Here is a 12155-nt window from a genome sequence, read left to right as displayed (position 1 = left end):
ACAAAAAATGAAAAGAAATATAAAACACTTAATAATACTAGCAGCGGCAAGCTTAACTATTGCCAGCTGTAATAGTGATTTCCTTAACACAGAACCATTAACTGAAATCTCAGAATCAGCCGTATGGTCTGACCCTGCATTAGCAGAGGCATTTGTGACTGGTTCTTACCAAGGATTTGGTAATGGAGGATTTGACGAGCAGATGCTTGCTTCTCTGACTGATGAGGCTATGTTTACTCACCCTGGACGTGGTATTACGACTGTGACAGAGTCTAGAGTAAACTCAGCTGACCTAGGTTGGGTTAACAACACTTACAGTTGGAGCAATATGTATAGCTTCATTCGTAGAACAAACATAGCAATCCAAAATCTCTCAGATCCAAAATTTCCAAATGATGGCGGAGTTGTAGACAAACTGCTAGGTGAAGCCAAATTTATGAGGGCTTATTATTACCAGCAATTACTAAGGTATTATGGCGGGGTTCCTTTAGTTGATCGTCCTTATGGATTAGGCGAGGAAACTTATGAGGCACCAAGAGCTACTTATGAGGAAGTTGTTAATTTCATAGTTGCAGATTTGGATGCTTCTGCTACTTTGCTGGCCGGAAAAAGTATGGCTGCAGGTAGAGCTAGTGAAAAAGCAGCTCTGGCGTTAAAGTCACGAGTGCTATTATATGCAGCTAGTGATCTCCATGATGGCCCTACAGCATCAAGCAAGTCTGCAACTCTAGCTGGTTACAAAAATTTAGAGTTGATAGCTTATACTAGCGGGAACAGAACTGAAAGATGGCAGAAAGCTCAAGCAGCTGCTTTGGCTGTGATATCAAAAGGATCTGGTAATTTGTACGGTCTTTCTGCGCCTGTTTCACACGCAGAAGGCATCACCAACTACATGAACAACTCTCTATCTAGAAATGGTGGAGAAAAAGAGTTGATCATGGCGAGGTATTTTATAAATGCTAAACAAGAAAATGGTGGACGTCAAGGTCTTTTCAATGGTCCTAATGGCTATAATAACTGGGCCGGAAATAGCCCAATACAATTGCTAGTAGACGACTATGAAATGATGGATGGAACCAAGTTTGACTGGAATAATCCTGTGCATGCAGCTGCTCCTTATGAAAACAGAGATGCTCGTTTTTACGCATCTATCCTGTACGACGGATCTCAGTGGAAACCTAGATCCTCTGCCAACCAGTCTAGAGATCCTTTGGGTCAAATTCAATCAGGTACGTATGAGAAAACTAATAGCTCTGGATCTGTAGAAACTCATTTCGGTCTAGACACTAGAAATAGTCCTATAGAGGATTGGAATGGCAGTTACACAGGATACTATATCAGAAAATTCACTGATCCAAGCTCAGCAATCGTTGATCAGAATACATGGCAACAAATTCCTTGGCCTATTTTACGCTATACGGAGGCTGTATTAAATTATGTAGAGGCTTCTATCGAACTTGGTCAGGAAGCTGAAGCTAAAGCTTGGTTGAATCAAATAAGATTTAGAGTAGGTCAGCCAGCTGTCACTGCTACAGGAGATGCTCTGAAACAAGCTTACCGAAATGAAAGACGTATTGAAATGGCTTACGAGGAGCAAAGATACCATGATACACGTCGTTGGATGATAGCAAATGAGACTTTGGGTCGTAAAGCGAATATCATAAATATCACTGGTACATTTAAACCAGGAAAGACGCTTGCTACTTATCGCTATGATCCTACGATATACAACTATGTTTACAAAGTTCTTCCTATTGATCCAGGAAAAGAAAATAGAACTTGGTTGGATAAAATGTATTTCGTCCCAATTCATAGAGATGAGATTAACAGAAATTCTAACCTTGTCCAGAATCCTGGAATAGAATAAAGCGAGTATTCTTATAAATTTGATCTAAGCCATTCCATTTGGGGTGGCTTAGATTATTTTAAATTATGCATTACCGAAATCTACTTTCAGCTTTGTTAATCAGTATGGTTGCAATATCCTGCTCTGAGTCGGATAAAATAGCAAATACTGAATCCCTCAGCGAATCAAATACTCCTCCTTTATTCAATTTGTTGGCTCCAGAACAGACGGGGATCACTTTTTCCAATAAAATCGAAGAAACCCTCAATCTAAACGTCCTCATGTATGAGTACCTCTACAACGGTGGCGGTGTAGCTGTGGGAGATCTTAACGGTGATGGACTGGAGGATATCTATTTTTCTGCCAATGTAAGTGGCAATCAACTATACCTTAATCAAGGTGACCTCAAATTCAAAGAAACAGCTCATGCATCCGGAGTACTTGGAAGATCTGGGCCTTGGAAAACGGGTGTTGTGTTGGTCGATATAAATGGTGATAATAAATTAGACATCTATCAGTGTTACTCAGGGAATTTACCTCCTGAGAAGCGAAAAAATCAACTTTTTGTAAATCAGGGAAATGATGAAAATGGCGTTCCTATTTTCAAGGAAATGGCCGAAGAATATGGAATAGCATCTAATTCTCCAAGCACCTCAGCAAGCTTTTTTGACTTTGATCTCGATGGAGATCTAGATCTTTTTATCCTAAATCACAATACAAAGTCCATCCAGAATCAGGATGTGAATTTGACAAAGGTGCTACTTAAGGAAAAACATGAAGCTGGTTCACAGCTATTTGAAAATAAAAACGGGAAATTTGTAGAAATCACCCAAAAAGCTGGAATTTCTAGCTCTAGCCTTTCTTATGGCCTTGGATTAGCCATAGCAGATGTAAATCAGGATGGTTGGCCGGACATTTATGTTGGCAATGATTACTCTATGCCAGATTATCTGTACATAAACCAGAAAGACGGGACATTCAAAGATGAAATCCTCGAGCGGCTAGGACACACTTCTCATTTCTCTATGGGAAACGATATTGCTGATATCAATAACGATGGTTTGGTGGACATCTTCACGCTTGACATGCTGCCTGAGGGTAATGAAAGACAAAAACTTCTGCTTGCTCCGGATAATTTTGAGCTTTTTGAACTGAATGTAAGCAAAGGATTTCACCACCAGTACATGCGAAATATGCTACATATAAATTCAGGAGATGGCACATTTCAGGAAATTGGACAACTAGCAGGAATATCCAATACTGATTGGAGTTGGTCTTCACTTTTTGCTGATTTTGATAATGACGGTTGGAAAGACCTCTTCATCACCAACGGCTATTTACGTGATTACAACAACCAGGATTTTTTGAAGTACATGGACAATTATGTTCAAACCTCAGGAGGACAATTAAAGCGTGAGGACTTGCTGAATTTAGTAAAAAACATGCCCTCATCTAATTTGACGAATTACATATTTCAAAACAAAACAAACCTATCCTTTCAAAATCAAACCAAAGCCTGGGGAATCAATCAGGTTGCAAATAGTAGTGGTGCAGCTTATAGTGATCTCGACAATGACGGCGATTTAGACCTTATCATCAACAATATCAACTCGCCGGCTTCGATCTATGAAAATCAAGCAGCTCAGCAAAATGGCGGGAATTATTTGAAGTTGAAGCTTACAGGTCTAGGTTCAAACTCCTCTGCTTTTGGAGCCAAAGTTAATATTTTCACAGGAGCGAATATTCAATTTTTGGAGCAAAACCCATATCGAGGATATCAGTCGTCGGTGACATCTACCCTGCATTTTGGACTCGGTGAATTTTCAGAAATAGACTCATTGATAATCACTTGGCCTGGGGGAAAAACTTCGAAGAAATATAATGTTGCTGCAAATCAATCCTTGCATGTGAGTGAAAGTGACGCTACAAATTTTTCCATTCCTAAGCCAGAATCCACTACTTATTTGTTGACAGAGAAGGCTGGATTGGCTACTGAAAAAGGCAGACAGTTCAATGATTATAAAAGACAACCACTACTGATCAATCCTATTTCTGGAAATGGCAAAGCGATGGTTCTCGCTGATTTAAACGGTGATGGACGAGAAGATTTGTTTGTTGGCGCTGGATCAAATGCTGTAGCTTCTATTTACTTCCAAAGTTCAAATGGAACTTTTGTAAAGCAGAAATCGAGCAGTTTTACCTCAGCTGCTAACTCCGAAGATTCGGATGCAAATTCTTTTGATGCTAATGGAGATGGATATTTAGATCTGTATGTGGCAAGTGGTGGAGTGTATGAATTCAATCTTGGCGATGATGCACTGCGAGATCGGCTATATCTGAATGACGGGAAAGGTAATTTCATCTTAGCAAAAGAAGCACTTCCAAATGAAGCATTCCCTACAGGAACTGTGAAAGTTGGGGATTTCAATTTTGATGGCATTCCAGATTTGTTCGTAGGTGCTAGAGTAATCCCAGGACAATTCCCCACCTCTCTAGGCGCAAGGATCTGGATCAATGATGGCAAAGGGAATTTCTCTGATCAGACAAAAGATCTTGCTCCAACTTTCGTCAATCTTGGTATGTTAACCGATTCTGGGATGACCGATTTGGACAAAGATGGAAAGCCAGAATTGATCCTATTAGGGGAGGCAATGCCAATTCAGATTTTTTCTTTCCAAGAAAATAAATGGAAAGAAACCACCTTGAATTTCTTCGAAAAGCATGAATTTGGATTCTGGAATAATTTGACTTTAGCAGATTGGGATGGAGATGGAAATGTGGAGATTTTGGCAGGAAACCTCGGGACAAATTCACAGATCAGAGCGAGTAGCTCTCAATCAGCAGAAATTCTCTATAAGGATTTTGATTCAAATGGATCGATTGATGCTTTTCTAGGATATTTCACTCAAGGTGAAAAATATCCGGCAGCTAGTAGGGACGAGATTTTAGGCCAAGTCCTTTTTCTTAAGAAAAGATACTTAGACTTCAAGTCTTTCTCCAACGTGAAGATGAATGAGCTTTTCACTGCTCAAGAGCGTGAGGGAGCAAATTCCATTTTCATTAACCGCCTAGAGACTACTTATTTTGTCAGAAACGCAGCGGGTAAATTTGAGTCAAAAGCGCTCCCTATTCAAACGCAGTTCTCTCCTGTGTTTGCCTCCGAAGCGATGGATGTAAATGGGGATGGGAATTTGGATATGGTACTTGGAGGAAATACGGGATACGGTAAACTGTATTTTGGTAAATATGATGCTAGCCACGGAGTAGTGTTGCTGGGAAATGGTGCCGGAGAATTTACCAACACCCCTAAATCTCAAAGTGGCTTAAATATCAGAGGGAACATACGTAAAATATTGACAAACAATGGGATGATGCTATTATATTTGGATGATTCTACTGTAAGCATCTTTTCTTTCCATCCATCAAAAACGGACTAAATACAAAATACAATACGAGTATATTTAATGTTAAAGAATTTTTCTTCAATCATGATTAATACGAATACAAAATACATAGCCATAGGAGCATTAATGCTGATGAGCTTTGATGATAATGATTCCAACTTTGAATCCTATACACAGAAAATCCCAGGAACTGAAGTTACTTTTCAAATGGCAGCTATTCCGGAAGGAACCTATACCATGGGTTCTGACAGTCAAGCAGATGAAAAGCCAGCTCATAAAGTAAAAATAGCTCCCTTCTGGATGGGCACCCATGAAGTGACTTGGGATGCTTTTGAGCTTTTCTTGGATAAAAACTATGAATTGGCAATTTCTGAAGGTCCAATAGGTGAGATCGTCGATGGATTGACTCGACCAAGTATGCCTTATTTGGATATGACTTTTGGGATGGGAAAAGAAGGTAAGCCAGCAATAGGAATGACTCAGTATGGAGCTATCCAATTTTGCCATTGGCTATATCTTAAAACTGGAATTTTCTATAGACTTCCTACTGAGGCAGAATGGGAATATGCTGCTAAGGCAGGGTCTACAACTCGATTTTTTTATGGAGACGACCCTACTCAATTAGGTGACTATGCTTGGATAAGAGAGAATTCCGCTGAGACAACACATCCTATTGGTAAAAAGAAACCAAACCCTTGGGGGCTATACGATATTTATGGCAACGTGCTAGAATGGACTTCAGATCAATATGATCCTGAGTTCTACGCATCATCTACATCAGATAATCCTACAAACCCATCGACTAAGCTCTATCCTAGAGTGGTCCGTGGCGGTAGCTACGATACAGAGACTTCCGAATTGAGTTCGACCAAGCGTTTTATAAGTTCTCCAGATTGGAAACGAATTGATCCACAAATCCCTAAAAGTCAATGGTGGTTTCCAGAAGCTCCATTCTTAGGCTTGAGATTAGTTCGACCACTTTCCCCTCCTAGTCCAGAAGAAATTATGGCTTATTACCAAGCCAAACCAATAACTGATTATTAACCCCTTAACCTATACTTATGAAAATCGAAAACACACGTAGAGATTTCATCAAAACCTCCGCTTTACTTACTGGCGGATTGATGGCCTCTAATTTTGTATTGCCGGGCGCCTATGCTGCTCCTGTCAACGAATTGAAACTAGCAGTGATTGGCTGTGGTGGTCGTGGTACTGGAGCTGCTTTTCAGGCATTAGCTACCGGTCACAATATCAAAATAGTGGCAATGGCAGATGCCTTCAGAGACCGGTTGGATACTGCTTATAATGCTTTGAACGAAAAATACGCAGAAAAACTTGCTGTTTCAGAGGAAATGAAATTTGTTGGTTTCGATGGATACAAAGAGGCAATAGCACAGGCGGACGTAGTGATACTTGCTTCACCTCCCGGCTTCAGACCTATGCACTTCGAAGAAGCTGTAAAACAGGGAAAGCAGGTGTTTATGGAAAAGCCAGTAGCAGTAGATGCAGCTGGTATTAGAAAAGTATTGAAAGCTGCTGAAGAAGCAAAAGCTAAAAAATTAAACGTGGTAGTAGGTCTTCAGAGGCATTACCAAGCGAATTATATAGAAACTATCAAGCGTATTCATAATGGAGACATTGGTGAAATCATCAATGGTCAAGTTTACTGGAACGATGGTGGTGTTTGGGTTCGTGAGCGTCAGCCTGGCCAAACAGAGATGGAATATCAAATGAGAAACTGGTACTACTTCAACTGGCTATGCGGAGATCATATCAACGAGCAACATGTTCACAACATTGATGTCGCCAACTGGGTAAAACAAGGTCCTCCTGTGAAAGCAGAAGGAACTGGAGGTCGCCTTATCCGTACCGGAAAAGAACATGGTGAGATCTATGATCACCATGTATTAACCTATACATATGCTGATGGATCTGTGATTCACAGTGAATGTCGTCACTTCCCAGGTGCACAAAACCGCGTCGATGAAAGCTTCCAAGGCACCAAAGGAACAGCTTATTTAAGTGCTGGTAATTATGGCACACTGAAAGATTGGAAAGGTAATGTTCTTTATGAGCATGATCGTAAAAACCAGCCTAACCCTTACCAGGTTGAGCATGATCAGCTTTGGGCTGCATTATTCAATGGAGAATACAAATTTGCTGATGCCCACAATGCTGCAAATAGCACAATGACTGCAATCATGGGTAGGTATGCAACCTATTCTGGTAAGCCGTTGACTTTCGATGAAGCCATCAATGGTACTATTGATTTAATGCCTGAGAAACTTGCTTGGGATGCTATGCCTAAAGTATTACCTGGAGCAGATGGATATTATCCTCATGCTATTCCTGGAAAAACCAAAGTTATTTAATCATGGAAAGAAGAGGATTTATAAAAAAAGTTGGCCTAGGAAGCACCCTTTTGGGTGTTTCTGGAGCGATGACTATGCCAGCATTTGCGGCAGGAAAAGCTGAGCCAACTTTCAATATGGACTTTGCTCCCCACTTCGGAATGTTTAAAAATTCCGCACCAGGTGGTATTGTCGATGAGTTAAAGTTCATGGCAGACCAAGGTTTCAGATCATTAGAGGATAATAATATGCTCAAACGATCTGTAGAAGAGCAAACGCTTATTGGCAAAACGCTAGAATCATTGGGCATGAGAATGGGTGTTTTTGTCATAGAAGGTGGAGAAAACTGGAAGACAGCCCTTACCACAGGAAAGAAAGAGCATGAAGACTTATTTGTGGATACGTGTAAGAAATCTGTAGAAGTAGCAAAGCGAGTTGGCGCAAAATGGATGACCGTGGTTCCAGGCTATTTCGAAAGGAATCTACCCATGGGCGTGCAGACAGGTAATGTCATAGAAGCCTATAAGCGTGGAGCTGAAGTATTGGAGAAAGAGGGTTTAGTAATGGTGATGGAGCCATTAAGTGATAACCCTGATCTTTTCCTACGTCATGCTGATCAGTCTTACATGATTTGTAAGGCAGTGGATAGTCCTGCGTGCAAAATCCTTTATGATGTCTACCACATGCAGCGCAATGAAGGTAACCTCATCGCGACTATGCAGAAGACTTGGGATGAGATCGCCTATATTCAAATTGGAGATAATCCTGGACGTAAGGAACCAGGAACAGGAGAAATCAATTATACCAATGTGTTCAAATTCATCAATGAAAAAGGATACAAGGGTGTGATGGGAATGGAGCATGGTAACGCCTCTCCAGGAGTAGAAGGTGAAAAAGCATTAATCCAAGCCTATCGAAAAGTTGATATAGTCTGATTTTATAAAAAATGATTAAAAGAAAATTACTAGCGCTATCATTATTGGTAGCGCTTTTTTCCTGCAAAAAATCTGATGAGAATCTAGCGGACATGCCTACAGGATGGGAAGTTCTTGAGACGCCTATAGAAGCATCTTTAAGAGGTCTTTCTCCACTCACTGATGAAATAGCATGGGCTAGCGGAAGCGGTGGTGTATGGCTAAGAACTATAGACGGCGGCAAAAATTGGGATCACGGAATAATAGCAGGGCTGGACACAGTTGATTTTAGATCTATTCATGCATTTGATGCGATGAGTGCTTTGGTAGTTTCCGCTGGGCAACCAGCCGTAATTTACAAAACAGAGGATGGAGGTAAATCTTGGATACTGAAGCATCAAGAAAATGACTTGGCTTTTTTGGATGGAATAAGTTTTTCGTCACCAACACGAGGTTTTGTAATAGGCGATCCATTAAATGGAAAGTGGACTATCCTCCAGACCGCGAATCAAGGAGAGACTTGGTATCCAGTAGATTCACTTCCTAGTGCAGCAGAAGGAGAAGCTGCATTTGCCGCGAGTGCTACCTCCCTGCTTGCAGAGGGCAACTCACTTTGGCTGGGAACTGGAGGGGCGCAATCGAATCTCCATTTTTCAAAAGATATGGGAGTAAGCTGGGAAAAATTTGATACGCCATTTATTCAAGGAGAATCATCACAGGGCATTTTCTCTTTAACCAGTATGGGTGGAGGGGAAATCGTAGCAGTAGGAGGTGATTATTTGAAAGAAGATCAGCTAGAAGGTATTGCAGGAGTCTATGTTTCTAGCAAAAATGAATGGGTTGTCCCGAAAGAAGGTCCTAGAGGTTATAGGTCTGGAGTAGTTTACTTCTCTATGCAAAAATGGTTAATTGCAGTAGGTCCCGCTGGCTCAGATTATTCTAAGGATGCAGGGCTTAATTGGCAGCCTATTTCTGAAGATGGGTTCCATGCAGTAAAGTTGGGACATGCCGATGGTACGGTATGGGCATCTGGCGCTAAAGGAAAAATTGCTAAATTGAGATATTGAAACTGTAAAGACTATCCCAGACTAGATACTTCTAGCTAAACTTTATATTCAAAACTTACAAAAGATTTGCATATTGGTGAAGTTTCCAAAAACTACCTTTCTGTATTCTTAAACTTGAATTTCATTACCAATAACCACTCTGAATTTTATAAACATGTTTGAAATTGTTCCGTCCGTCTGGCTAATTAATGGAAAATGTGTCAGACTCAAAAGAGGCGATTTTTCTACTGAGGAAGTGATCTCGAATAATCCATTAGAAATTGCGCAAGCTTTTGAATCAATAGGAATTCAAAGAATTCATCTGGTGGACTTAGATGGTGCACGTAGAGGAGAACCAAAAAATTACCATATTCTAGAAGCTATTGCAGGATATACTTCTTTGAAAGTTGATTATACTGGAGGAATATCAACTCATGGAGATGTGATCAAATGTTTTGAATTTGGGGCAGCCACAATTACCGTAAGTTCAATAGCCGCAAATCATCCAGACCGCTTAGAGCAATTTTTACTTTCCTATGGACGCGAAAAAATTAATTTGGCTGCTGATATTAATCCTGCTGATAACAAAATCAAAATTAGAGGATGGCTAAAGAAAACCGAGATTGACCTGTTTGATCATATAGATTTCTTCTACCAGAGGGGATTGAAGTACCTGAAATGCTCCGACATCTCAAGAGATGGGGTAATGGAAGGACCTAACTTTGCTCTTTTCCAAACTATTAGAGATAGATTTCCTGAAATTCATCTTGCAGCAAGTGGTGGAGTAAGAGGTATCGATGATTTTAAGCGGCTTAAAGATATGGGAGTATCGGCTTCCGTTTTTGGTCGTGCCTATTATGAAGGAATGATTACCCTCGAGGAGTTGAAAGCATTTGTTTTAGAAAATTGACATAAAAAAAGAGACTTAAATAAAGTCTCTTTTTTTATGTATGAATAAAATTTACCTTTAATTTACTTTGAATTTATCCACTATATAGAGGAAGATATTAAAAGATAATGTAGAAGGAACAGTTTCTAACTTTTTACCTTCGCCACTGATATTCCCTTCTTTTTTAACAGGTTGCTGGACTTTTTCTCTATTAATAATTACCGAAGGTTGCACTGAGTTACTTTGTAAAGAATTATCTTTTATATCTGTAGAATGATCAATATTGGGCCTATCTATTGGCTTTGTATTTTCCACCTCCATCTTGTCTCTATCGCTCTGAGCCAACGATTCTCCTGCAAAAAAGCAGAATCCCGCAGCAAATAGGCTGAATATAGCAAGTTTCTTAAAAGGATATTTCGTTATTTCAATCATTGTTGGAGTACGTTACCTTCTTATATTACATTGGGTTTTAAACGCTACCTAAAATTAGGAAAAAAAATGACTATGCAAACGATTGATTACAAAGATTTTGACAAAATAGAATTACGCGTAGGCACAATAACGAAGGTTGAACGGTTTATAAAAGCAATAAAGCCTGCCTTTAAACTTTGGATTGACTTAGGTGATGAACTAGGTTTGAGAAAATCATCTGCACAGATAACTACACTTTACTCTGATGAAGATTTGATTGGGCGACAGGTAATTTGTGTCTGCAATTTAGCTCCAAGACAAATCGCCGATTTTATGTCTGAAATCCTGGTGACTGGTTTTAGCGATATAGATGGGAATATAGTTCTAACTTCAATAGAGAGGACTGTTCCAAACGGATCACGATTACATTAGCTTTCTATCGAATAAGGAAAATCCAAAGGGTTAGGGTAGTCGAACTCAAAGCCTGTCTTCATAATTTTATTTCCAGATACCAATCTGTCTTTTCCCTCCGATACCTTCAAGTAGCTTTTTGGAGGTTCCAGTCCAAGATCCAGCACATTTCTCTCATATACTTCCTTACGCGTCGGATGCAAATGAGCTACGCCGTTGTACACCTCATTCCAAAGCTCCTTTTCAATTATCCAAGCAAGCATTCTTACTGCATCGTTTCTGTAGATGTAATTCACGCGATTGTTGCTGTTCACATTTTCTCGACCAGCCACATACTTACCTGGAATTCTATCATCACCTAATAGTCCTCCAAATCTAACAATCGTAAGCGCTTTGTCCCCCTTAAATGAATCTTCTCCTTTCAACTGAATAATGTTTCCAGCTGTTTGCGTAGTGATCAGTTCTTCTTCTGAATAAGCTACCTCTTGATTAAGATTCGGATATACCCCGGTACTAGATACGAAGATGATTTTTTGAATATCAGATTGGTCTACTATGCTTCGCAGAAATTTCAATTGCTCCAAATATAATTTCCCATCAGTTGAACGGGTTCTGGGAGGAATATTAATAACTAAAACTTCGCTCTTAAATAATTTTTGAAAACTTAATCCTTGCGGAAAAGGGACTAGCGAAAAGTGAATTGCTTCAACTCCTTGGTCTTTCAACTTTTCTAGCTTTTGTGCTGAAGTGGTACTGCCTACTACATCCTGCCCACTTTTTTGAAGCAACTGAGCTAAAGGCAAACCTATCCAACCGAGGCCAATTATAGAGATTTTAGTCATTGATCTTAAAGAAAAAACCTCCCAAATGCTGAGAGGTTTGT

Annotated in this window: 10 protein-coding genes; 8 read left to right on the top strand and 2 right to left on the bottom strand. The window is 39.9% G+C overall.

The features are described 5' to 3' along the window. Window positions 1–7 precede the first annotated feature (7 nt). The 7 genes from BVH02_RS08230 (at window position 8) to BVH02_RS08200 (ending at window position 10471) form a co-directional block, all read left to right on the top strand. Window positions 8–1867, top strand: a complete 1860-nt coding sequence (locus BVH02_RS08230; RefSeq protein ID WP_086500932.1) for a RagB/SusD family nutrient uptake outer membrane protein — start codon at window positions 8–10, stop codon at window positions 1865–1867. A 65-nt stretch (window positions 1868–1932) separates the two neighbouring features. Next, window positions 1933–5283 carry a VCBS repeat-containing protein gene (locus BVH02_RS08225; RefSeq protein WP_086500931.1) on the top strand — a complete coding sequence of 1117 codons (3351 nt, stop codon included), beginning with the start codon at window positions 1933–1935 and terminating at the stop codon, window positions 5281–5283. Window positions 5284–5334: 51 nt separating this feature from the next. Beyond that, the gene (locus BVH02_RS08220; protein ID WP_086500930.1) at window positions 5335–6294 is read left to right on the top strand and encodes a formylglycine-generating enzyme family protein; all 960 of its coding nucleotides are present in this window, start codon (window positions 5335–5337) and stop codon (window positions 6292–6294) included. Window positions 6295–6311: 17 nt separating this feature from the next. Continuing rightward, the gene (locus BVH02_RS08215) at window positions 6312–7622 is read left to right on the top strand and encodes a Gfo/Idh/MocA family protein (RefSeq protein ID WP_086500929.1); all 1311 of its coding nucleotides are present in this window, start codon (window positions 6312–6314) and stop codon (window positions 7620–7622) included. Between the two features lie 2 nt (window positions 7623–7624). Beyond that, window positions 7625–8536 (top strand): hydroxypyruvate isomerase family protein, encoded by a 912-nt coding sequence (locus BVH02_RS08210; RefSeq protein WP_086500928.1) that lies wholly within the window; start codon window positions 7625–7627, stop codon window positions 8534–8536. A gap of 11 nt (window positions 8537–8547) precedes the next feature. Further along, window positions 8548–9582 carry a WD40/YVTN/BNR-like repeat-containing protein gene (locus tag BVH02_RS08205; RefSeq protein ID WP_086500927.1) on the top strand — a complete coding sequence of 345 codons (1035 nt, stop codon included), beginning with the start codon at window positions 8548–8550 and terminating at the stop codon, window positions 9580–9582. A 154-nt stretch (window positions 9583–9736) separates the two neighbouring features. Continuing rightward, window positions 9737–10471, top strand: coding sequence for a 1-(5-phosphoribosyl)-5-[(5-phosphoribosylamino)methylideneamino]imidazole-4-carboxamide isomerase (locus tag BVH02_RS08200; protein ID WP_086500926.1), 735 nt, complete (start codon window positions 9737–9739; stop codon window positions 10469–10471). A gap of 57 nt (window positions 10472–10528) precedes the next feature. Here BVH02_RS08200 and BVH02_RS08195 read toward each other — a convergent pair whose 3' ends face one another. Further along, window positions 10529–10882 (bottom strand): hypothetical protein, encoded by a 354-nt coding sequence (locus BVH02_RS08195; RefSeq protein WP_086500925.1) that lies wholly within the window; start codon window positions 10880–10882, stop codon window positions 10529–10531. Window positions 10883–10954: 72 nt separating this feature from the next. On the opposite strand from BVH02_RS08195, the gene BVH02_RS08190 reads away from it, so the two are divergent. Next, window positions 10955–11293: a tRNA-binding protein gene (locus BVH02_RS08190; RefSeq protein ID WP_086501004.1), complete on the top strand. Its 339-nt coding sequence runs from the start codon at window positions 10955–10957 to the stop codon at window positions 11291–11293. On the opposite strand, the gene BVH02_RS08185 is transcribed toward BVH02_RS08190, so the two are convergent. Next, a complete protein-coding gene (locus BVH02_RS08185; protein WP_086500924.1) occupies window positions 11290–12114 on the bottom strand; it encodes an NAD(P)-binding domain-containing protein in 825 nt (274 codons plus the stop codon). The genes BVH02_RS08190 and BVH02_RS08185 overlap by 4 nt on opposite strands. Window positions 12115–12155: the final 41 nt, after the last annotated feature.

Origin of the sequence: Algoriphagus ratkowskyi, assembly GCF_002150505.1 — a bacterium.
Taxonomy (GTDB): domain Bacteria; phylum Bacteroidota; class Bacteroidia; order Cytophagales; family Cyclobacteriaceae; genus Algoriphagus; species Algoriphagus ratkowskyi.
Note: the sequence above shows the minus strand (reverse complement) of the source record. Positions and strands in the feature narration are given on the sequence as shown.